This is a genomic window from Campylobacter showae CSUNSWCD (assembly GCF_000313615.1).
Taxonomy (GTDB): domain Bacteria; phylum Campylobacterota; class Campylobacteria; order Campylobacterales; family Campylobacteraceae; genus Campylobacter_A; species Campylobacter_A showae_A.
In genome coordinates this window covers 12,948-34,285 of record NZ_AMZQ01000020.1, presented here as the reverse complement: position 1 = coordinate 34,285, position 21,338 = coordinate 12,948, and the positions used below count along the sequence as shown (strand labels likewise).

The 21,338-nt window shown below is 47.3% G+C and carries 26 protein-coding genes; 16 read left to right on the top strand and 10 right to left on the bottom strand.

The window, feature by feature from the left end:
* Positions 1-7 precede the first annotated feature (7 nt).
* The 16 genes from CSUNSWCD_RS10395 (at position 8) to CSUNSWCD_RS10320 (ending at position 13,660) form a co-directional block, all read left to right on the top strand.
* Positions 8-427: a hypothetical protein gene (locus tag CSUNSWCD_RS10395; protein ID WP_009497068.1), complete on the top strand. Its 420-nt coding sequence runs from the start codon at positions 8-10 to the stop codon at positions 425-427.
* Between the two features lie 15 nt (positions 428-442).
* Positions 443-1,123 (top strand): beta-ketoacyl synthase chain length factor, encoded by a 681-nt coding sequence (locus tag CSUNSWCD_RS10390; protein WP_009497067.1) that lies wholly within the window; start codon positions 443-445, stop codon positions 1,121-1,123.
* Positions 1,101-1,853 carry a lysophospholipid acyltransferase family protein gene (locus CSUNSWCD_RS10385; RefSeq protein ID WP_009497066.1) on the top strand — a complete coding sequence of 251 codons (753 nt, stop codon included), beginning with the start codon at positions 1,101-1,103 and terminating at the stop codon, positions 1,851-1,853. Before CSUNSWCD_RS10390 ends, CSUNSWCD_RS10385 begins: the two co-directional genes overlap by 23 nt.
* A complete protein-coding gene (locus CSUNSWCD_RS10380) occupies positions 1,850-2,107 on the top strand; it encodes a phosphopantetheine-binding protein (RefSeq protein WP_009497065.1) in 258 nt (85 codons plus the stop codon). The genes CSUNSWCD_RS10385 and CSUNSWCD_RS10380 overlap by 4 nt, the downstream gene beginning before the upstream one ends.
* A gap of 2 nt (positions 2,108-2,109) precedes the next feature.
* Positions 2,110-2,355, top strand: a complete 246-nt coding sequence (locus CSUNSWCD_RS10375; RefSeq protein WP_009497064.1) for an acyl carrier protein — start codon at positions 2,110-2,112, stop codon at positions 2,353-2,355.
* Positions 2,345-2,881, top strand: a complete 537-nt coding sequence (locus tag CSUNSWCD_RS10370) for a COG4648 family protein (RefSeq protein WP_009497063.1) — start codon at positions 2,345-2,347, stop codon at positions 2,879-2,881. The genes CSUNSWCD_RS10375 and CSUNSWCD_RS10370 overlap by 11 nt, the downstream gene beginning before the upstream one ends.
* A complete protein-coding gene (locus tag CSUNSWCD_RS10365; RefSeq protein WP_009497062.1) occupies positions 2,871-4,535 on the top strand; it encodes an AMP-binding protein in 1,665 nt (554 codons plus the stop codon). Before CSUNSWCD_RS10370 ends, CSUNSWCD_RS10365 begins: the two co-directional genes overlap by 11 nt.
* Entirely contained in the window at positions 4,532-6,244 is a 1,713-nt protein-coding gene (locus CSUNSWCD_RS10360; protein ID WP_009497061.1) for a glycosyltransferase family 2 protein, read from the top strand. The genes CSUNSWCD_RS10365 and CSUNSWCD_RS10360 overlap by 4 nt, the downstream gene beginning before the upstream one ends.
* 6 nt (positions 6,245-6,250) lie before the next feature.
* Positions 6,251-6,682, top strand: a complete 432-nt coding sequence (locus CSUNSWCD_RS10355) for an acyl-CoA thioesterase (protein ID WP_009497060.1) — start codon at positions 6,251-6,253, stop codon at positions 6,680-6,682.
* Complete coding sequence (locus CSUNSWCD_RS10350) at positions 6,657-7,178, top strand: LolA family protein (protein ID WP_009497059.1); 522 nt, start codon at positions 6,657-6,659, stop codon at positions 7,176-7,178. Before CSUNSWCD_RS10355 ends, CSUNSWCD_RS10350 begins: the two co-directional genes overlap by 26 nt.
* Positions 7,175-9,406 (top strand): MMPL family transporter, encoded by a 2,232-nt coding sequence (locus tag CSUNSWCD_RS10345; RefSeq protein WP_009497058.1) that lies wholly within the window; start codon positions 7,175-7,177, stop codon positions 9,404-9,406. The genes CSUNSWCD_RS10350 and CSUNSWCD_RS10345 overlap by 4 nt, the downstream gene beginning before the upstream one ends.
* Positions 9,407-9,494: 88 nt before the next feature.
* Positions 9,495-9,689 carry a sulfur carrier protein ThiS gene (gene thiS, locus CSUNSWCD_RS10340; protein WP_009497056.1) on the top strand — a complete coding sequence of 65 codons (195 nt, stop codon included), beginning with the start codon at positions 9,495-9,497 and terminating at the stop codon, positions 9,687-9,689.
* A gap of 1 nt (position 9,690) precedes the next feature.
* The gene (locus CSUNSWCD_RS10335; protein ID WP_009497055.1) at positions 9,691-10,467 is read left to right on the top strand and encodes a thiazole synthase; all 777 of its coding nucleotides are present in this window, start codon (positions 9,691-9,693) and stop codon (positions 10,465-10,467) included.
* Positions 10,468-10,707: 240 nt separating this feature from the next.
* Positions 10,708-11,841: a 2-iminoacetate synthase ThiH gene (gene thiH / locus CSUNSWCD_RS10330; RefSeq protein ID WP_034964897.1), complete on the top strand. Its 1,134-nt coding sequence runs from the start codon at positions 10,708-10,710 to the stop codon at positions 11,839-11,841.
* A 62-nt stretch (positions 11,842-11,903) separates the two neighbouring features.
* The gene (locus tag CSUNSWCD_RS10325; RefSeq protein ID WP_051990324.1) at positions 11,904-12,557 is read left to right on the top strand and encodes a thiamine phosphate synthase; all 654 of its coding nucleotides are present in this window, start codon (positions 11,904-11,906) and stop codon (positions 12,555-12,557) included.
* A gap of 221 nt (positions 12,558-12,778) precedes the next feature.
* Complete coding sequence (locus tag CSUNSWCD_RS10320; RefSeq protein WP_034964889.1) at positions 12,779-13,660, top strand: EamA/DMT transporter family protein; 882 nt, start codon at positions 12,779-12,781, stop codon at positions 13,658-13,660.
* Between the two features lie 418 nt (positions 13,661-14,078).
* Here the strand turns inward: CSUNSWCD_RS10320 and modD are convergent, their stop codons facing one another.
* The 10 genes from modD to CSUNSWCD_RS10270 form a co-directional block, all read right to left on the bottom strand.
* Positions 14,079-14,921 carry a ModD protein gene (gene modD / locus CSUNSWCD_RS10315; RefSeq protein ID WP_009497049.1) on the bottom strand — a complete coding sequence of 281 codons (843 nt, stop codon included), beginning with the start codon at positions 14,919-14,921 and terminating at the stop codon, positions 14,079-14,081.
* Positions 14,905-15,189, bottom strand: a complete 285-nt coding sequence (locus CSUNSWCD_RS10310; RefSeq protein ID WP_034964887.1) for a hypothetical protein — start codon at positions 15,187-15,189, stop codon at positions 14,905-14,907. The genes modD and CSUNSWCD_RS10310 overlap by 17 nt, the downstream gene beginning before the upstream one ends.
* Positions 15,186-16,622, bottom strand: a complete 1,437-nt coding sequence (locus CSUNSWCD_RS10305) for an alanine/glycine:cation symporter family protein (protein ID WP_241091562.1) — start codon at positions 16,620-16,622, stop codon at positions 15,186-15,188. Before CSUNSWCD_RS10305 ends, CSUNSWCD_RS10310 begins: the two co-directional genes overlap by 4 nt.
* Positions 16,623-16,663: 41 nt before the next feature.
* A complete protein-coding gene (locus CSUNSWCD_RS10300) occupies positions 16,664-18,739 on the bottom strand; it encodes a heavy metal translocating P-type ATPase (RefSeq protein WP_009497046.1) in 2,076 nt (691 codons plus the stop codon).
* The gene (locus CSUNSWCD_RS10295; RefSeq protein ID WP_009497045.1) at positions 18,723-19,067 is read right to left on the bottom strand and encodes a hypothetical protein; all 345 of its coding nucleotides are present in this window, start codon (positions 19,065-19,067) and stop codon (positions 18,723-18,725) included. Before CSUNSWCD_RS10295 ends, CSUNSWCD_RS10300 begins: the two co-directional genes overlap by 17 nt.
* Positions 19,064-19,369 carry a magnetosome protein MamC family protein gene (locus CSUNSWCD_RS10290; protein ID WP_009497044.1) on the bottom strand — a complete coding sequence of 102 codons (306 nt, stop codon included), beginning with the start codon at positions 19,367-19,369 and terminating at the stop codon, positions 19,064-19,066. The genes CSUNSWCD_RS10295 and CSUNSWCD_RS10290 overlap by 4 nt, the downstream gene beginning before the upstream one ends.
* Before the next feature lie 12 nt (positions 19,370-19,381).
* A complete protein-coding gene (locus tag CSUNSWCD_RS10285; RefSeq protein ID WP_009497043.1) occupies positions 19,382-19,774 on the bottom strand; it encodes a hypothetical protein in 393 nt (130 codons plus the stop codon).
* 22 nt (positions 19,775-19,796) lie between these two features.
* Complete coding sequence (locus tag CSUNSWCD_RS10280) at positions 19,797-20,444, bottom strand: hypothetical protein (RefSeq protein WP_009497042.1); 648 nt, start codon at positions 20,442-20,444, stop codon at positions 19,797-19,799.
* Positions 20,441-20,782, bottom strand: coding sequence for an HMA2 domain-containing protein (locus CSUNSWCD_RS10275; protein ID WP_002952126.1), 342 nt, complete (start codon positions 20,780-20,782; stop codon positions 20,441-20,443). Before CSUNSWCD_RS10275 ends, CSUNSWCD_RS10280 begins: the two co-directional genes overlap by 4 nt.
* Positions 20,783-20,891: 109 nt before the next feature.
* On the bottom strand, positions 20,892-21,329 hold the full coding sequence (locus CSUNSWCD_RS10270; RefSeq protein ID WP_009497041.1) for a Fur family transcriptional regulator: 438 nt from the start codon (positions 21,327-21,329) through the stop codon (positions 20,892-20,894).
* Positions 21,330-21,338 lie beyond the last annotated feature (9 nt).

Genomic DNA, 21,338 nt, shown 5'->3' with positions numbered 1-21,338 from the left:
GAACAAAATGAAAAAATTATTAGTTTTAGCGGGCGTCTGCGCCTTGGCTTTAAATTTAAGCGCGCGCGACGACGTGCTTAGTTTTTCGATCGAGGAGGCGCTAAGCTCGCCAAAGGCAAAAGAGGTGCTTGATCCAAACATCAAGCTAAGCTTCGGCTCTGGTACGAAAGGCGGCATCATCAAAAGCGGCCTAATGGCAAACAAAAAAACCAACGCCTTTAACAAAAGCGACAAAGAGGCGTGCCAGTGGGCGTTTTTGTCAGCCGTAAAGACCTTTCAGGAGCGCGCGGTGCAAGAGGGCGGCACGAAGGTGGTAAATTTGACCGGATACTATAAGAAAAAGGCGTTTGACTCCAAAACGCAGTTTCAGTGCGGAGCCGGCGCCTTGATGGCGGGCGTAACGCTAAAAGGCGATATCGCAAAATAACGGCGAGAGAGGCGAATGAGGCTAAATTTTAAACTCGATTTTTTTGACGCAGTTGTTTTTAACGGCGCGCAGGACGCGAAGCTGGCGGCATACGAGAGAGAGCTTGACGTCTCGCACGTGCCCCCGCTTGAGCGCCGCAGGCTTAGCCGCGCGGCAAAGTGCGCCTTTGATCTAACCAAAAACATCGCGCCGCTTGATATGCCTATCGTGTTTAGTTCGTACGAAGGGGAGATAAATCGCTGTTTTGAGCTGCAAAACACGCTAGCTCACGGCGAACTCATCTCGCCGACCTCGTTTTCGCTCTCGGTTCATAACGCACTTTCCTCGCTTTTAGCGATAAATTTTAAAAATCGCAGCGAAATCTCCGCCGTTTCGGCATACGCGCCGCTAGAGTACGCTTTAGTGCAGGCGCATTTGATGCTAAAAAGCGGAGCCAAAAACGCTCTGGTTTTGGCCTATCACGAGAGCATTTCGCAGGAGTATTTTGACGAGTCTGCGCCCTCTTGTATGGTTTGTTTGCTAGTTAGTGATGGCGAAAATTTGAGCCTATCGCAAGGCGAAATTAGCGGCAAAACGGATGAAAATTTGCTCGTTAAATTCCTTCAAAATTTTGATCCGAAGCAAAAATGCTCCTGGCAAAGCGCGGATAAAAACTCCGCTTGGCGGTGGGATTATGAGCCCTCGTCACTGGTTTAAAATTTTTATCGTAGGGGCGAATTTTGCGCTATTTGGACTCATTTGCGCGCTTGGAAATTTGATCTTTGTTCCGGTTGCGCTTCTTGGGCTTTATAAATTTAAATTTATCCGAAATTTTTGCCGCGATTTGGTGCGTCTGGCTTGGAGATTTTTTATATTTTCTACGCAAATTTCCGGCTATCAACGCACCAAATTTGACCTTCCTTTGGGGCTTGGCTCCGCCTCGCAGATAATCATCGCAAATCACCCTTCGCTTTTAGACGTCGTCTTTTTGATAGCTTTCATCCGCCGCGCAAACTGCGTGGTAAAAGCAAGCCTCGCTAAAAATATATTCTTAGCTCCCGCGATAAAATCATGCGGATATATCTTAAATACTGCAAACGAGGAGCTTTTGCAAAAAAGCGCGGACGCACTAAAGAGCGGCGAGAGTTTGATAATATTTCCCGAGGGTACGCGCACGGCGGGCGAGATAGTCTTTCACAAAGCAGCCGCCTATATCGCGGTAAATGCGGCAAAGCAGCTAGTCGCCATAGCTATCAAAATGGATCCGCCCAGCCTCAAAAAAAACGAGCCTTGGTACAAAACCCCGAGCGTTATGATAAAATACGAGCTCAAAGAGCTTTTTAGGCTAAATTTGGACGGATTTTGCGCGCATAGGCCAAACCCTATCAGGGCTAGAGAGCTGCACGCTTTTATCAGCGAAAATTACACAAAGGAGTTTAAACAATGAACGAACTAATAGATGAGATAAAAGAGCTCATCATAAAGAGCTTAAATTTAGAGGATATGAAACCAAGCGATATCGATGAGAACGAGCCGCTTTTTAACGAAGGGCTAGGTCTTGATAGCGTCGATGCGCTCGAGCTTGGCCTTGCGGTACAAAAAAACTACGGCCTAGTACTGGACTCTAAAACGGCAAATTTAAAAGAGATTTTTTACAGCGTAAAAAGCCTCGCGCAATACATCTTTGAAAATAGGAAATAACGATGAAGCAGGAAGAAATTTTTGAGATTTTAAAGTCCGCGCTAGTGCAGCTTTTTGAGATCGACGAGGCTAAAATCACGCCGCAAACGCGCATTTACGAGGATTTGCAGATAGATAGCATCGACGCGATCGATCTTATCGATCACATCAAACGCAAAACGGGACACCGATTGATGCCTGAAGACTTTAAAAACGTAAAAACGCTTGAAGACATCGTAAGCGCGGTGGCTAAAAAATTTGACGAGTAAGCTTAAAATTGCCCTAAGCGTAGTTAGCGTCATCTACCCGTTCGCGCTATTTTTCGCGGGCGATTTTGCCTTTTGGGTCGTTTGGGCGCTTGCCGCGCTGTGGATAGCGCGCGCGGCGTATTCAAGCGGTTTTGAGAGGAGGCTTAGCACCCTTGCCGCTGTTTTTTTTATAGTTTGTATGATTTTTAGAGGCGGGTTTTTAGCGTATCTTTACCCTGTTTTGGTGAGTTTGGCGTTTTTGGCGTTTTTTGCTTTTAGCTTAAAAAACGAGGCCGTCATCACCAAAATAGCAAAACTAAAAGAGCCAAATTTGGACGAAAAAGGCGTGATTTATACGCGAAATTTGACCAAAATTTGGTGCGCGTTTTTTGTTTTTAACGCCGCCTTCTCGCTCGCGCTAGCCTTGATGAAAGATAAATTTTACTGGAGCGTTTATAGCGGCGCGGTCTCTTACGCGCTGATGGGGGCGCTATTTTTCGGGGAAATTTTACTTAGAAAGAGATTTATAAAAAATAATGAGCTTTGAGGAAAATTTAAAAAATTTTAGATTTACGGACGACTCTCGCGACGTCTTTGACGCGTGCCTTAGATTTGCCGCGTTTTTAGAAAAAGGGGGCGTAAAAGAGCTGCAAATTTACATCGATGATGCGTTTAAATTTTATGCCGCGTTTTTCGGCTCGCTTTTGGCGGGTACCGCACCTTGCGTGCTGGCAAAGCCGATCTATGAGGCAAATTTGACCGCCGTAAACGACGAAAATTTTTTAAATTTTCTTGCAAACGAGCCCGCAAAAGGGCTTAAATTTGATCCGCAGGCTAAATTTTACCTGCAAACTTCGGGCTCGAGCGGCAAAAGCAAGATGATAGAAAAGTCGCTCGCGCAGATGATAAAAGAGAGCGAGTATTTAGCGGACGAGCTAAATTTTAGCAGCCAAAACACCTTTTTTTCGAGCGTTTCGCATAGGCACATGTTTGGGCTTACGTTTAAGGTCTTTTTGCCGCTGGCGCTGGGCGCGCGCGTCATCGCTGACGAGCTAAACTACCCGGAGGCGATTTTGGGTTTAAGTCTCGCAAATCACGTATTTATCGCTAGTCCGGTTCTACTTAGAACTCTAGCTCAAAGTCCCGCCGCAATCGCGCTAAAAGGCCTAAGCGGGATCGTAAGTGCGGGTTCGCCGCTAAAAAAGGAGCTAAGAAGCGAGCTAGGCCGAATCTGTGACGCGCGGATCATTGAGATCTACGGCAGCACGGAAACTGGCATAGTGGCAAAAGACGATGGGTGCGGACTTAGGCTATTTGACGCGGTGGACGCAGGGCTAGACGATAGAGGCGCGCTAAGCGTGAGCTCGCCTTGGTGTGAGTTTTTTCAGACTAACGACGCGGCCAGCATCGACGAGGATCGCCTCGCGCTACAAGGCAGGATAGACCGCATCGTGAAGCTAAACGACAAGCGCGTGAGTCTGGAGAGCATTGAGGCAAAGCTGCTAGAAAGCGGCCTGCTCGCGGACTGCTACTGCGCGCCGCATCCGAAATTTAAACGCATCGCCGCGCTTTTACAGCTAAACGGCGAGGGGCTTAAAAAATTTAGAAAAATCGGCAAAAAAGGCGTGGTAGCCGAGCTAAAAGAGCTTTTGAAGCTCGAGTTTAAAAACAGCGTCCGATACTTTAAAATAGTAGAAAAAATGCCGCGAAACCAGCAGGGTAAATTTGAAAAAAGCGAATTTGAAAATGCGCTGTTTGCTAGCCCTAAACCCGTTTGGAGCGGCGGGCGCGTAAATGAAGCGGGCAAAATTTGTTATGGAAGCGGCCAAAATTTAGAGAGCGCTTTAAACTGTGACACAAATGCTAGCTGCGTTAAATTTGACGAGGGCGGCGATCGGCTTGACGGCGCGCAAAAGTACGAATTTGGCGCTATCATGCACGCGGGACTTGAGATTTTTGAAAGCCATTTTCCAAATTTACCGCTGCTGCCCGGATTCATGCAGCTTGACTACGTCTTTGAGCTAGCTAGCATGGTGGGTGTCGACATTAGCGGCGCTAGCACGGTTGAAAATCTAAAATTTATGAAGTTTGTAAGACCTGGCGATTTGCTTCGAATTTATTTTGAAAAACGCGGCGGCAAGCTTTATTTTGAGCTGTTTTGCAACGGCAAAAAGTGCTCGACGGGAAGGGCTACACTTTGAATAAATTTGCATTTTTGGTGCCCTTTTACAACCATCCGCAAAATATCAAAGCTCTTATCACTGCGCTAAAAACCTACGAGCTGCCCGTTGTCGTCGTGGATGATGGCTCGGACGAGGCGAGCAAGCAAATTTTGGCGGAGCTTGAGCGGACAGAGGGGATCTTGCTGCTCACGCGTGCGCAAAACGGCGGCAAGGGCATCGCGATGAAGGACGGGTTTAAATTTGCGTCGGAGCGCGGCTTTAGCCACGTTTTGCAGATCGACGCCGATTTTCAGCACGACGCGGCGCTCATCGGCGAGTTTTTGAGGCAGAGCGAGGCACACCCGCAAAGTATCGTCTGCGCAAATCCTATCTACGGCGATGACGCGCCAAAATCACGCGTCCACGGTAGGAAAATCACGAATTTTTGGGTTGCGATAAATACGCTAAGCCTTGGCATCAAAGACGCTATGTGCGGCTTTCGCGTCTATCCTTTAGAGCAGCTTAAAAAAGCGGCGGCAAAAAGCAAGACGAATAGAATGGAATTTGACATAGAAATCCTCGTAAATGCTGCTAGACAGGGCGTAGATATGCGCTGGATCGATACCTATGTGCACTACGAAAAGGGCGGTGTTTCGCACTTTAAGATGCTACGCGATAACGCGCTAATCAGCCTCATGCATGCAAAATACTTTTTTTCTTTGCCTAAATTTATGCTTGATAAAATTTGGCGAACGTGTGGGTTAAATTTAAGCAAAAGCGCAAATTTTAAGAATGGCGCAAACGACGCGCAAAATTTAAAAAAACCGCAAGAAAACTCCGAGCAAAATCTCTGGTGGAAAAAGCAGGAAAGAGGCGGCGCATTTTTTTTGAGGCTTAGCCTATTTTTAGCGCAAATTTTTCCAGAGTTTGCGCTAAAGCTTATCGTTAAAATCGTGGTTTGGTTTTATTATATATTTTCAAAAAACGAGCGCGAAAACATCGCGGAATTTAGGCGAAATTTGAGCGATTTCGCAGGTTCGCAGACGCTAAAAGGTACGAGCGTTTTTAGCAATTTTGAGGCATTTGGCGTCGCTATTTGCGATAAATTTAGAGTCTGGAAAGGCAAGATCAAGGATAGCGAGCTAGAAATCATTGACCTAGAGCGTATCAAAAGCGAGCTAATCGGCGCGAAAAAAGGGCAAATTTTGCTCACGGCACACCTTGGAAACGTAGAAATTTGCAAGGCTCTGGGCGCGCGGGTCGATGGCTTTAGGATGGTGATTTTGGCTTACGACAAAAACTCGCGCGAGTTTAACGAGGTGCTAAAGCGCATCAGCCAAAACGACGGCAGCGTGCGCATGATGCTGGTCAATGAGCTCGACGTAGCCGCGATGCTGGAGCTAAAAAATATCGTCGAAAGCGGCGAGCACATCGGCATAATGGGCGATAGAACGCCTATTGGCGGAGATAAGGCCGCGCGCGTCAAATTTCTTGGCAAGGAGGCGAACTTTAACTACGGTCCGTACCTGATCGCGGGGATATTAGGCGTAAAGATAAGCTCGCTATGGTGCCAGAAGATAGAGGGTAAATTTAGGATCGAGCTAGTGCCGCTAGCAAGCACCGTAAAGCTAGGGCGAGACAAAGCCGCCGCAGTGCGCGAATATCTGCAAATTTACGTCCGCGAGCTAGAAAATCGCTGCAAACAAACGCCCGTGCAGTGGTTTAATTTTTTTGATTTTTGGAGATGAGATGATATGATATCAAAATCAATCGCGCTAAAGGCGCAGTTTTACGACGTGGACAGCATGAACGTCGTGTGGCACGGCAACTACGTGAAGTATTTCGAGACGGCTAGATGCGCGCTACTAGAGGAGATAGGCTACGACTACGAGGCGATGAGAGCGGATGGATATGCCTACCCGATCGTAAAAATCGAGGCCAAATACGTAAAGCCCGTATTTTTCGGCGACGAGATTGAGGTGGAGGCGACGCTAAAGGAGTGCGAGTGCTTTCTAAAGATCGGCTACGTCGTAAAAAGCGCAAAAACCGGCGAGACGCTGTGCACGGGCTCTAGCTCGCAAGCAGCCGTCGATATGCGCGCGATGCAGACGTGCTTTGAGATCCCGCAAGAGTTACAAAATGCAATAAAAAGGTATATAAATGAAAAAAATAGCAATAATTTTTAGTTTGGCGGCGAGCCTGATGGGGCTTGATTTTAACGAGATAAAATCTCAAATCAAAACGCAAAATATCAGCGGTGATTTCGCGCAGACGAAGTTTTTGAGTGGCTTTAACGTGGAGTTTAAAAGCTACGGCAAATTTGAACTCAGCCAAAGCGAGCTACTCTACGACACGCTAAGCCCGATCGCCGTGAGCATCGTCATAAATGAGCGCGGTATCTTTCAAAAAAGCGGCAATCAGCTCATAAAAATCGATCAAAATTTTGATAAAAAGCTCTTTTTATCCATCATAAAGCTCGATAAGGCCGAGCTTGAGAAGGAATTTATCTTTAAAATCTCAGGCGACAAAAACAACTGGAAAATCGAGCTAACGCCCAAAAACGTGCTGCTAAAGCAAATCTTTACGCGTATCTTGGTCGGAGGCGATAAATACGTCAAAAAAATCGTGCTAAACGAGGTTAGCGGCGATAAAACGGTAAATGATTTTTACAACGTAAAATGAAAAAATCCGCGCGTTTTTTTATCTTTTTAGCGGCGTTTTTAGCTGCGCTCGCCGTTTGTTTTACAAACGCCAAAAAGATAAACGCGGATATTTTTTCTCTAGTAAATTTTGAAAACTCCGCCGAGCAAACGGCTCTAAAATCGATGCTTGATAACGCTTCGGGCGAGTTTTTGCTAGCTTCAGATTCGCCCGAGTTTTTAGAAAAAAGCGAAAATTTAGCCGCACAAAGCGGAGTTTTTGAGGAGTACCGCGCAAAGCAGGACGTAAATTTAACCTCCTATCTAACTCAGCTAAACGCCCTAAAAATCGCGCTTTTAAACGAGCAAACCTATGAGCTTTTAGTAAAAGACAAAAACGAGTTTTTTAAACAAAGCGCGCAAAATTTATTTAATCAATTCGCCTTTAAGCCGCTTAACGCGAAGGATGATTTTTTTGCTCTAAGCTCGCACATGAGCCTAGACGGTTCCAAAATCAGTCTAAATTTGTCAAATTTGATGCTAGAAGCCGTACGCGAGAGCGGTAAATTTTACCTCGTAAAAGCGCGCCTAAAGCCCAGCTACGAACCGCGAAATTTGATCAAATTTTATGAAAGCGTACGCGAGCTCGCGGCGCAGGACGCGGTGCAGGCTTACGCTAGCTGCGGCGCGCTATACGGAGCCTACGGCAAAGCGGGCGGCGACAAGGAAAGTGCCATTATGAGCGCGGTTTCGCTTGGTCTTTGCGCGATTTTTTTGCTGCTCGCGTTTAAAAATTTGCGCATTTTTTGCGTCGTTTTCGTCGCGATTTTCGGCTTTGCGTGTGGGCTTGCTGCCTCGCTTTTGATTTACGAGAGCCTTAGCGTTATGGTCGTGGTTATCGGCACGAGTCTCGTTGGCCTTATGTTTGATTTTGCATTGCACTGGCTGGGTAAAAATCAAAACGCGCCCGTGGCAGCCGCGAGCGTGCGTCCGATGCTTAAAATTTTCTTGCTCGGGCTTTGCATCACGATGAGCGGATACGGCGTTTTTGCCTTTTCGTCGCTTGAGCTGCTGCGCCAAACCGCGATATTTTCGCTATTTACGTTGCTTGGGGCGTTTTTATTTACATATTTTTGCTTACCTTTTATCTTTGAGGGCGCGACGTTTTCGCAAAGTGCCTTGTTTTCAAGGTTTTTTGATAAATTTGCGGGACTTTGCGAGCGTGCGGCGGGGGCGATAAATTTAAAAACTTTACTCGCCGTGTTTGCGCTTTGCGTGGGAATTTTGGTGCTAAATTTTAAAAGTCTAAGCGTACCCGAGCAAATCAAAGACTACGCAAGCTCGCCTGCGGAACTACTGGAGCAGTCTAAAAAGATCAGCGAGATAACGGGCGCCGCGCCGCAAAACTCCGTCATCGTGATAAAGGGCGGCAGCGATCTAATTGGCGATGAAAAGCGGCTGATGCGAGAGCTGAAGCAGGCAAATCTCGTCAAAGACTACGCATCGATTTCTAAATTTATCCTAAGCCGAGCCGAGCAGGAAAGTGTAAAAAATATCTTTAAAGAGGCCGCAAAGGACGAGGAGATCTTTAAAATTTACGCACAGTTTGGATTGCCTAGCGAGTTAGTAAAGTCAGAACTAGAAAAGATTGCAAACGCGCAAACTATCGGTGTTAGCGAGATTTTAAAATTTGACGCGGCAAAAAATTTGACGCGATTTTTACCGAGCCAAAACAGTAGCGCAGTGTATACCGATGGGCTTACTGGGGGTGCAAAAACGGATGAAATTTTAAAAGCAAATGGCGCTTTTAACGTCGATTTCGTCGGTGCGCTAAATCAAAATTTGACCGAGGCCAAGGCCTGGGCTGCGGCGCTAAAGGGCGGTGCGTTTTTGGTTGCGCTTGCGCTTTTGTGGGCGTTTTTCGGGGCGGCGCGCTCGCTTTTGGTTATGAGCGTCATCGCTCTTGGCGTGCTGGCCGTGCTTTGCGGTTTTGCAGCGCTTGGCGCCCACGTAAATATTTTTGCGATTTTCGGGCTTATTTTGGCGAGCGCGGTCGGGATAGATTATCTCATTTTTGCGCTAAATGAGGACTTGTCGCGGCGGGAGCGCGTTTTTGGGATATTTGCCGCGTTTGTGACGAGCTTTATCTCGTTTTTCGCGCTTAGTTTTAGCCAGACGCCCGCAGTTAGCGTTTTTGGGCTCGCAGTTAGCCTTTGCGTCGCATTTTACGGGCTTGCCGCATGCACGCTTGCGATGAAAAATTTGGCTTAAATTTAGTAAAAAGCGGTATAATCGCGAGCTTACGCAGCGCGAAATTTGACCCGCACGGGCGCGCTAAATTTAATAAAACGGAAAGAAAATGCTAAAAATAAACGGCAAAGACGAGAGCGAGTTTATCGGCAAAACGGTAGCGCAACTCCTCGCGGCGAAGGGGCTAAAGCCTGAGCGTATCGCGGTCGAGCTAAACGGCGAAATCTTGCCAAAAGATAAATTTGATACGGCGCTAAGAGATGGCGACTCGGCCGAGATAGTGCATTTTGTAGGCGGAGGTTGAGATGAAATTTGATGAAAATAACGATATTTTAGAGCTTGGCGGGCATAAATTTAGCTCGCGCTTTATCCTGGGATCGGGTAAATTTTCGCTACCTCTTTTGGAGGCAGCGGTGCACGAGGCGGGCGCACAGATCGTGACGCTAGCGCTTCGGCGCGTAAACGAGGGTGGGCTGGAAAATATCTTAGACTTTATCCCAAAGGGCGTGACGCTACTGCCAAACACCTCAGGTGCCAGGAACGCAGATGAGTGCGCGCGTATCGCAAAGCTAGCGCGCGAGGCTGGCTGCGGAGATCTCGTGAAGGTTGAGGTCATCAGAGACAGCAAATACCTGCTACCAGATAACTACGAAACGATAAAAGCGACCGAAAAGCTCGCAAACATGGGCTTTGTCGTGATGCCCTATATGTACCCCGACCTAAACGTAGCGCGCGATCTAGCGTCGGCGGGTGCTGCGTGCGTGATGCCGCTTGGCGCTCCGATCGGGACGAATAAAGGCCTTTGTACGCGCGAATTTATAAAAATTTTACTCGACGAGATAGACCTGCCAGTGATCGTGGATGCGGGTATCGGCACTCCCGCGCAGGCGTGCGAGGCGATGCAGATGGGCTGCGCAGCCGTGATGGCAAACACCGCGATAGCGACTGCGGGCGACGTAAAAACGATGGCGCGAGCCTTTGCGCTTGCGATTCATGCGGGCAGGCTAGCGTATCTATCCGGGCTTGGTGGTGTGAGCGAAAGCGCACGGGCGTCGAGTCCGCTGACGGGATTTTTGGAGTAAATTTGGCTTTAAATTTGACAGCATGAAAACGGCGTCAAATTTGATGCGGGCGAGGATGAAAATTGCCTCGTTAAATACTGCGAATTTTAAATTTGACGATTTCGCGCGGTTTTAATTTAGCGCCGAAAAGGCGCGGGTCTAGGCGCGTAAAATTTACGGCTCCTAGCCTTTAAAAACGATCAAATTTAACGCCCGAAATTTAGATAAAAAACGGAGAAATATTTGAAAAATCTAGACGTGATGGAGTATGCCGACGGCGCGCAGCGCATAGATGAAACGCTGATGCGGCGGGTGCTAGCCGCGCGCGAAGACTACGACTACGCGAAATTTGACGCTAGCGACGTTAGGCGCGCTCTAAACGAGGAAGATCTAAGCACAGAGGGACTAAAAGCGCTTCTAAGCCCGGCTGCCGGCGCATTTTTAGGCGAGATGGCGGAGGCGGCGCGAGATAGGACGCGCAGGCAGTTTGGCAACTCGGTACAGTTTTTTACGCCACTTTATATCTCAAATTTTTGCGACAGCGACTGCGTCTACTGCGGTTTTAGCTCGCGAAACAAGATCTCGCGCGTGCGGCTAAAGGCGGACGAGGCGGCGACGGAGCTGGCAAATATCGCAAAAAGCGGGCTAAAAGACGTGCTGATCTTAACCGGCGAAAGCGCGAAAAAAAGCGATCTGGGCTATATCGGAGAGGTTTGCAAGGAAGCGTCTAGGTTTTTTAGCAACGTAGGCGTCGAGATATATCCGCTAAATGCCGACGAATACGCGTTTTTGCACGGTTGCGGCGCGGACTACGTCGTGGTTTTTCAGGAGACTTACGACCCGGCGGCGTATGCTAGATTTCACCTAGGCGGTGTCAAGCGCTCATTTGCCTACCGCTTCCACGCTCAGGAGCGCGCTCTCATGGGCGGTATGCGTAGCGTCGGATTTGCCGCGCTTTTGGGGCTTGATGACTTTAGAAAAGACGCGCTATCCACCGCGCTGCACGCGCATTTTATACAGCAAAAGTACCCGCACGCTGAGATCGCGCTATCTTGCCCACGTCTGCGCCCAGCGATAAACAAGGCTCACGTCGGTCCGCGAGACGTCGATGAGAGAGCGTTATTTCAGGTCATCTGCGCGTACCGCCTTTTTTTACCGTATGCAAACATCACGATCTCTACGCGCGAGTCGGCGCGCTTTCGTGACGGCGTCATCGCAGTCGCTGCGAACAAAATCTCGGCCGGCGTTAGCACGGGTGTGGGGACGCACTCGGATAAGGCCAAAAAGGGCGACGAGCAGTTTGAGATCAGCGACGTGCGCTCGGTCGAGGAGATGCTGCTCGCCGTGCGTGGGCTAAATTTGCAGCCCGTGATGAGCGAGCATATTTACGTTTGAGGCGGCTGGCTATCGGTCGCGCATTTTGCGGGCGTAAAATTTGGCTTTTGGGGTAAAGGGCGATGGATTTTGGTAAATTTGAGCTCGTTTGGGTGACGAACCGCCGCTTGAGCGAGGATTTTTTCGCTGACGTTAGGCGAGTAGCGCAAAGCGGCAAGGCGGATAAAATTTTACTTCGGGAGAGCGATCTGCCTGAGTGTGAGTACGAAAATTTAGCCCGCAAAACGCTTGAGATCATCGCTGAGTACGATTCCGGCGCGCGGCTTATTTTACATACTCACGCAAGCGTTGCAAGCAGGCTTGGCGTGAGCGAGCTACATCTGTCTTTTGCTAAATTTGCTTCTACGAGTGGCGAGAGGGCTACAAATTTGAGAGATTTGGTTAAATTTGACGGCGTACGCTCGGATAAAGACGAAGCCCCTGGCATTTTCGCGTCAAATTTGACGCAAAAACTCAAAATCGGCGTTTCGGTGCACTCTTTGCAGCAGGCTTTATCGGCGCAGGAGCTAGGCGCTTATTACGTCGTGGCTGGGCATATTTTTGATACGCCCTCTCACGCGCTAGAGCGAGGCAGGGGGCTTAAATTTTTACGAGAAATTTGCGAAAATTTAAGCATAAAAACATACGCTATCGGCGGGATAAATTTTGAAAATCTAAGCGAGATCAAGCAGGCGGGTGCGGCAGGAGCCTATATGATGCGGGGATTTTTGAGCTAAATTTTAGTGGTGCGGTTTGGCGACTATGCCTTTAAGTTTAGATTTGGCAAAAGAAGGCAAGCTGTAGCGGCAAGTAAATTTAATACGCAAAAATACAAAATCATCTTAAATTTGCAAATCTCTGCTTCGCGTAAAATTCTCAAGCCTCCGCCGTAAAATCCGTCAAATTTAAGCCTATTTTGCTACTATTTCAGACGAAATTTAACTCAAATGGAGAATGCGTGAAAAAATTGATCTTTGTTACGGTGCTTTGGGCGTTTAGCTTTAGCCTCATCGGCGAGTTTTTGGCGGGGCGAGTGGATAGCTATTTCGCCGCATTTTCGCGCGTCGTGCTTGCGCTTGGCGTGTTTTTGCCATTTATGATTAAGGATTTTGCTGCGCAAAACCTCGCTCTATACGCCAAAGTAGCCGCGATCGGCGCGGTGCAGATCGGCGCGATGTATATCTTTTATTACAACTCGTTTGCATACCTTAGCGTCGCCGAGGTTGCGCTCTTTACGATATTTACGCCGTTTTACGTGAGCGTGGTTTACGACGTGCTCGCAGGCAGGCTTAGGCTACTGTATCTTTTTAGCGTCGGCACGGCGGTTTTGGGCGCGCTCATCATCAAGTACGGCAACGTAAATAGTGGCTTTTGGCACGGATTTTTGCTCGTACAGGGGGCGAATTTGTGCTTTGGTGTCGGACAGAGCGCGTATAAATTTTTGCTAGAAAAGCGTGATTTTAACGAGCAAAGAGGGGTTTTTGGCTACTTTTTCGTCGGAGCCGCGGCGGTTACGGGCGTAGCCTTTGCTATGTTTGGAAATGCGGAAAAAATCAACCTCGACCTCACGCAAGGCGCCGTACTGCTGTGGCTTGGTATCGGAGCTAGCGGTCTAGGATACTTTTTATGGAACAAAGGCGCATGCGAGGTAGATAGCGGTACTCTAGCCATCATGAATAACGCTCTAATACCTGCTGCTATCATAGTAAATTTAGTATTTTGGCATAAAGACGCGGACATACTAAGACTATGCCTTGGCGGTGCGGTGATTTATATCTCGCTACTAATCCATAACAAAATCATAGCGCACTACGAGCGAGCAAGCGTAGCGGCAAAGTAGTCAAATTTGAAGCCAAATTAGGCTAAAATTTAAAACTAGCGGCGAGAGCAAACATCGCCGCTTTACTTGTAGTAAGCGTTTTTAAGTTTTGGTTTTAAAGTATTAAATATACGCAACACGCCATTCAACCTGTCTAAACTTATACTTATAGTCACGCATTTATCTTTAGCATAGCAAAAAACTATATAAATTATGTTAGAGATAATAGATGTGGTTTTGAACTGGCAGAATTATAACGCCTCAGTAGTTTGGTTGCCTTGATTTTTACTCGATTTAGAGCTGGAGTTTGACGAAATATTTTGCCTGCGCTACAAAAGTGAGACAACTTAGAAATGATAGAAATAAGAGAGTTTGATATAGCTATACGCTAAACGCAAAAGCAAATTTGGCTCGCCAAGCGGTCCATCAAATTTGCAAATTATACTATCTCTAAAACCGCCGTGATGTCGGCCATGCCTTGCGTGTACATAGCAGACGTAACGAGTGCGTCCGCGCCGGTGACAGCGAATTCTATGACGTTTTTTAGATTTATCCCGCCGCTTGCGACTAGGGCTGCGTTTGGGGCGATTTTATCTCGCAAGCCTACCGCTCGCTTTACGGCTGCTGGTATAAATTTATCACACTGCACGACGTCGGCGCCCGCCTTTAAAAGCGCTTCGCAATCATCTAAATTTTCGCATTCGACGGCGATTTTGCGCTCGGGAGATTTTGCTTTGAAGGTTGGAATTTGGGCCAAAAACTCCTCATACGAGTCGTAGGCCTTTATATGATTTTTGAAAAACAGCACGCTATCGCTCAAATTTAGCCTATGCACGCCGCAGCCGCCCTCAAGCACGGCCTTTAGGCAAAATTTCTTAGCAAACGGAAAGCTCTTGCGCGTGGCTAGGATTTCGCATTTTGGATTTACGCTTTTGGCGGCTTCGTTCATCGCTCTTGCGTAGGTGGCGATCCGGCAGGCGTACTCTAGGCAAATTTGCGCTAGCTTCCAGGCTTTGTGCACGTCGTCGTAACTGCCGCTTATTTTTACGATCGGCTTTTTTGCGGCCGCGACGGCTGAGTTTGGGACGCAAATTTGAACCTCGCAGCCAAGCAAACGCGCGATATCGGCCGCTACGTCTACGCAGCTAACCGTCACGTCCTCGCGCGGCAGTATGGTTAAAACGGCATTTTTGCGGATGCCTTGAAGCGATGTCGTGAGATCAAAGTAGGGCAGATCCTCGCCGATGTAGGCTAAAATTTCGGCGTCACTTATCTTGATCATCGCTTGCTAGCCTTTTTGCCTCGGCGTTTTTCTTATTTGCGTTTACGATCATATTTCTAAAAAAGCCGTTTTCGTAAAGTCCCGCGTGGTAGAGCGAAAATCCCACAAATGCGATACCTGCTATCGTGTGTAGCTTCGCGCAGCGGCTTTTGTTTCTACCCTTAAGCCCGAGTGCTGTTAGGCAAACGGTAGCTAAGGTGACGCTCATGCCGACTTTGGCGACTTTTCTATGGGTTTGTAAATTTAAAAGTTGTCCGTTTATGTTCATTTTTTTCTCCAGCAAGTTGTGTTTGCGATACCTATGCTCTCAGGGTCAAATTCCGGATTTAGCCCAGCTTTTCTTTGCGATTCGTAGTCTTTTAGGGCTTTTATCATGACTTTTGATAGCATAAAGATCGCCGCGATATTTATCGTAGCCATCGCAGCCATCGTGATATCGGCGATGTTCCAGGCGATAGTTAGGTTCATCTGCGCTCCGACGAATATCATTGCGACCGCCGTAACCTTAAATGCCATGGCGATTTTGTGGTTTTTGGTGAGGTATTTGATATTTGCCTGCGCGTAGTAGTAGTTGCCGATCAGCGATGTGATCGCAAAAAGCACCACCGCAAGCGTCGTAAAGTGAAGGCCGATCTCGCCGTAGTACTCGCGCATTGCAGCCTGCACCAAAGGAAGCGCGGTTAGTAGCTCGCCGCTGGCGCCAGTTTGCTTTGTGATATAGGCCTGCGAGAAAAGCACTATCATGCCAGAAGCCACGCAGATCGTCATATCTATAAAAACCGCCATCGCCTGCACGAGTCCTTGTTTAACCGGGTGGCTAGTATGAGCAGCAGCGGCCGCGTTTGGCGCAGAACCCATGCCCGCTTCGTTTGAAAATAGTCCGCGCTTGATACCGTAGACGATCACGCTACCGGCAAATCCGCCAAATATCGCCTTAAAATCAAAGGCGCTTTTTATAATCATATCAAATACTGACGGGAGCTTGTCTAAATTTAAGCAGATCGCGATAAAGGCTAGCAGGATGTAAGCAAGCGCCATAAAAGGCACGATGTAGGAGCTAACCTTGCCGATAATATGGCTCTTGCTAAAAAACATAACCGCCGCAAATGCGGTAAGGATGAGCCCGATACCAACCGGCAAGCCGCTATCGCTAAAGCTCGTAGCGCCCGCGCTTTGGTCGTAGTAAATTTGAAAGGCGGAGGTCATGGTGTAGCTTTGTAGGCCGTTAAATCCGTAAGCGTAGGTAATGACGAGGATAACTGCAAAAAGCGTAGCTAGCCATTTAATGCCTAGACCGTTTTTGATGTAGTATGCCGGGCCGCCCTTAAAGCCGAATACGTCTTTGGTTTTGTAAATTTGAGCTAGCGTACTCTCGGCAAATGCCGAAGCCGCGCCCAAAAACGCCATCAAACACATCCAAAATAGCGCGCCCGGACCGCCGGCTACGATAGCAGCGGAGATGCCGGCGATATTTCCGATGCCCACGCGCGAGGCGGTAGAGATCATAAGCGCTTGAAAGGGCGTAAGGTGGTGCTTGTTGTATTTATCTTTTTTCTCGACTAGCACTTTGCACGCCTCGAAAAACATCCTAAACTGCACGAATCTAGTGATATAGCTAAAATAAATACCAGTAAGAACGAGCACGATAACCAAAAAATAGCCGTATAAAAAGTCGTTGGTTAGCGACATCTCGTCGTTCATAAATTTTAAAATTTTATCTATCAACCGTCATTCCTTCAAATTTACTTCGCGCCTATCTTGACGCCTTTCATCGAATTTGCCAGCAGTCCGATCGTCGTGCCGTTGTGTAAAACGGCCGTGGCGATAGGGTTAAAGAGTCCAAACGTAGCACCTGCTAGGATGAGCGAGTTTATGCCGACGGTAGCGTTAAAATTCGTATTTATCAGCCTCATCGTTTTATTTGCGATGTCTTTTGCGACGGCGACCGAGCCGATGTCGTCTTTTAGTAGGCTGATGTCGGCGGTAGCTTTTGCGATGTCTGCACCTCTTTGCATGCTGATGCCTACGTGCGCCTTGGTGAGGCTTGGCGCGTCGTTGATGCCGTCTCCGACGAAGGCTACTTTTTTACCTTCGGCTTTTAGCTGCTCGATAATGCCTGCTTTATCGGTAGGTAGGCAGTTTGCATAGACTCTATCGATACCTAGCTCGCTTGCTACCTGATCAGCTTTAGACTGCACGTCGCCCGTTAGCATGATTAGCTCTTTTACGCCTAGTTTTCGCAGTTTTGCCAGCGTCTGCGCGGCGTTTTCTCGCATAGTGTCGCGCATGGCGATGATACCTAAAAGCTCTTTGTCGTAGCCTATGTATAGTAGCGTAAGTCCGCTATCTACTTCGCTTTTTATGATTTCTTCGTGTTTGCTAAATGAAATTTGCTCGTCGTCCTCTAAAAAATGCCGCGAGCCGATCACGACCTCTTTGCCGCCTACGTAGGTTTTCACGCCGTGAGCGACGATAAACTCGACCTCGTCGTGGTGGATATGATGAAAGCCTATCTCTCTAGCGGCCTTTACGATAGCCTCGGCTACGGGGTGAAAGTAGTGCTCCTCTGCGCTTGCGGTCAAATTTAAGAGCTGAGCCTCGGTAAATTCTTTTTTAAACGAGTGAACTTTCACGACGCTTAAGCTGCCGTGCGTTAATGTGCCCGTTTTATCAAAGACGAAAGTATCTGCGCTCGCTAGCGCTTCGATAGATTTAGCGCCCTTTATCAGCACGCCGTTGCGGCCTGCTTTTGAGATGCTTGATTTAAAGGCGACGGGTGTGGCTAGCTTTAGCGCGCAGGAGTAGTCCGCCTGCAAGACGCTAGCGACGCGCGTCATATCGCGGCTAAGCAGATACGAAACGCCGGCTAGGCTTAGCGTCACGGGCACTAGCTTGTCGGCTAGCCTCGTGGCTTTTAACCCGACGGCCGATTTTTCGTTTAGCGAGCTTTGGATGTAGGATTTTATCCTCGCTGTTGCGCTCTCGGCCGCTATACTCTCGGCCCAAATTTTTATGCGTCCGTCCTCGACGACCGTTCCGCTCATCACGCGGTCGCCGCGCTCTTTTTTGACCGGCTCTGCTTCGCCCGTCATCGAGACTTGATTTACGCTCGCGGTGCCTTCGACGATATAGCCGTCGATGCCGATGCTTTCGCCTGCGCCGACTACTACGATGTCGCCTATTTTTACGTCTGCGGTCGGGATTTTTTTGAGAGATTTTTTGCCGTGATCATTTATCTCGATCCAGACCTCTTCGATGTTTGGGCGGGCTAGCTCTTTGATGAGGTCGTCGCTGCGATGTACGGCGCTTTCTTCCATGTATTCGCCGATAGTTAGCATGAGATTTGTGCTATTTGCCGCCAAAAAGTCGCGCCTGGCTAGACTCACGCCGACGGCCGCTGCTTCAAGAGCCTTTGAGGTTACGCCCTCGTTTACGGCTTCGCTTGCGCCTTCTTTTAGTAGCGGAGCTGCGGCGACGAGGCTAACTGCAGCCTTTACGCCATTGCTACCAATCAGCGGGGTGAGAGCTAAAGCGGCTGCAGCTTTATAAATTTCAGCCTTGCTCGGCTCTTCTTTACGCTTGCTTAAATTTTTAATCTGTAAATTCTCGATAAAATCTTTAATCTCGTCTAAATTTGACTCAAAGCCGACCACGATGCTTTTAGCTTTTTTATTTACTCTGACGCTTTTTACGTATTTAAATTCGGAAATTTGCGCCTCCAAATGGCTCTCGTCGCAGTTCTCGCCGATACGTTCGCAGATAAACCTAACGCGATTTTTTATTAGATGTGCGATGCGAACGTTATTTTTGGGAGTCAATTTCAGCCTTTACGTCTTCAAAGCGTTCTTTTAACTCCTCAAATCCGGCTTGAAGCAAATTTGAGCCTTTTACTATGGCGGAAAATATCGCCTTTTGGGCATTTTCATTAGTTAGCACGTAGGCTGCGACGCCGCCTATTAGCGCGCCTTTTATGAAGCCCGCGGCATTAAAATTTGCGGGGATAAAGTCTTTTAGCGCATTATTTATGCTGTTATCCAGCGCGCTTGGAGCGCCGGTAGTCTTTACCGTCGTAGTAGTCGTAGTCATGCTACCGTCTTCGTTTAATTGATTTATAGTTTGCGTTTCGTTTATGTAAGGGTTTTTCATTTATCTTCCTCTAAAATTTTGATTATTTTTTCCGTAGCGATTACGCCGGCGATACCGGCGGCAACGGTTGCCGCAGCCGCAAGATAGCGCGCCGAGACTAGTTTGTTTGATGCGCTGATAGCGCACGCCGTGACGATACCGCCTTGGATAGCGATTTTAGTCGTTTTAGCTACGGCCTGCGTCTTGCTGACCTTGCCTTTTTTATAGTTTAGTATTTCTACGCCGCCGGCTGCCATTGCGCCGATTAGCGCGCCGCTTATTAAGTGGTCTGCTGGAAGTCTGGTTGTTGATGTTAAATTCATTCTATACCTTTATTATTTTTCTAAATTCGGCTCAAGCGCATTTGCGATATCTTCGGCTAGACTTTCGGTTTGCTCGGCTGCTTTTGCCGGAGCTTTTTTAGCTCTTGGAGCGCTTTTTTTCTTAGACTTTGTTTTTTTGGCTTCTTTTTCAGCGGCTACTTCGGCGCTAGTGCGTCTTGTGCGTTTTTTTGTTTCGGTTGCCTCTTCGCTTGTTTTAGCAAATTTTTTCTCGGCGTACTCTTTTGCTTCGCCTACTTTTTTCTCGGCAAATTCTTTTGCGTTTTGGGCAAATTCTTTGCCTTTATCTAGTCCGCTTTCAAGAGCCGATTTGATTTTTTCTTTATTGCCAAAAGCCGCGACAGCTAAACCTCCTAAAACCGCACCTGCGATAAACGGTAATGCCATTTTTTATCCTTTATGTTAAATTTTATTCTTTATCTTTATTTTTATCTAAATTTTTACTTAGCATCATGCTGGCTAGTCCGCCAAGCGCCAAACCGCCGAAAAATGAAAAATTCGGATTGTTTAAAAGCGCGATCGCGTCCTCTTTGCTGCCTTGTCCGGAGCTTATGCGCTCCAGCGTTTGGCTGATTTGCTTAAAGCCATCCGAATCAAAAGCGTTTAAGATATTGTCGCTCGGATTTTGAGCCGTTTGCGCTTGCTCCTCTTGGCTTGCGTTATCCGCACCTTGAAACTGCGTGGCTAAAATTTGAGCCAGTTTTGCTTTTAGGGCCGGGATGTATTCGTTATTTGACGTCGCCCAAAGCCTAAAACAAATATCTTTAAAATTTTCATCGTTTATGCTGTCGGTCAAATTTTCATAAAACGCATTTAGCTCAAGCTCGTAGTTTAGGGCTTTTATAAAGCAGGCGTCAAGATCCTCGCACACAAAAGTGCAAAAAACTTGCGGGTCGGCAGGATCTGCATAAGGCTTTAAAAGCTCTAATCCGCTTTGCCTAACGGCTAAAATTTGATCAAAAATTTCATCTTTTTTGCAGACGTTTTCGTAAAATTTGATCCCTTGCGACTCTAGTAAAAATACCGCATTTGCGGCTTGCTTTAGCTCCTCGTTCATCTTGCGCCGCCGGTAGCTTTTTGAGCTAGATTGTTGATGAGGGCTGAGATTTCGTGCAAATTTTCGCCTTTTAGCAGATCATCCCACATCTTTTTCGGGAAAACTTCGTGGTCGTACTCGATCGTTGCAGAACCGATTAGTTTGTTAAATTTGACGTTTTTTATGCCGTCTATTTGCTTGATCGTTTGATCTATTTTTTCTAACGGCAAGCTGTCCGCTTCTTTTTTGATATCGCTGCTGACGCGGACTCTTAAACGGCCTGCGACGTGGTGGATCGGCGTAAAATACGAAGCTATGCGTAAGACTAACTCCGATGGTATATGTGGCGCTGCGCTCATGTTTCTCCTTTGTTTTTTGGCGTATTATCTATTTGCTACGCTTAAATTTAACTGAAACTTTTTTGCATATCGTTATCAAATCATTTTTGATAAAGAGGCGCAAAATAGGCTATTTGTTTTGGCACTTTAGACAAATTCCGTATAAAATCATCGCATGGCCTTCGAGTTTAAAGCCTGAATTTCTACAAATTTGCTCTTGTTTTTCTTCTATATCTTTATCGAAAAAATTCTCGGTCGCGCCGCACTTGGTACAGACGAGATGATCGTGATGCGACTTTAAATTTAGCTCGAATTTATTTATCCCGTTCTCTTCAAAACTCAAAACCAGCCCGAAATCCTGCAAAAAATTTAAAAACTGATAGATCGCCGTGAGGCTCACATTTCGTCTAAATTCACTTTTGATCTTAGTTTGTATCTCGCTTGCACCAAGGTGCTCGTCGCTGGAAAATAAAATTTTTAAAATTTGCTCTTTTGCGGCGGAATTTTTATATCCGTAATCCCGTAAAAGCTCTAAAAATTTCATATAAAATTTATCAAAAGTGTGCATTTTGCCACC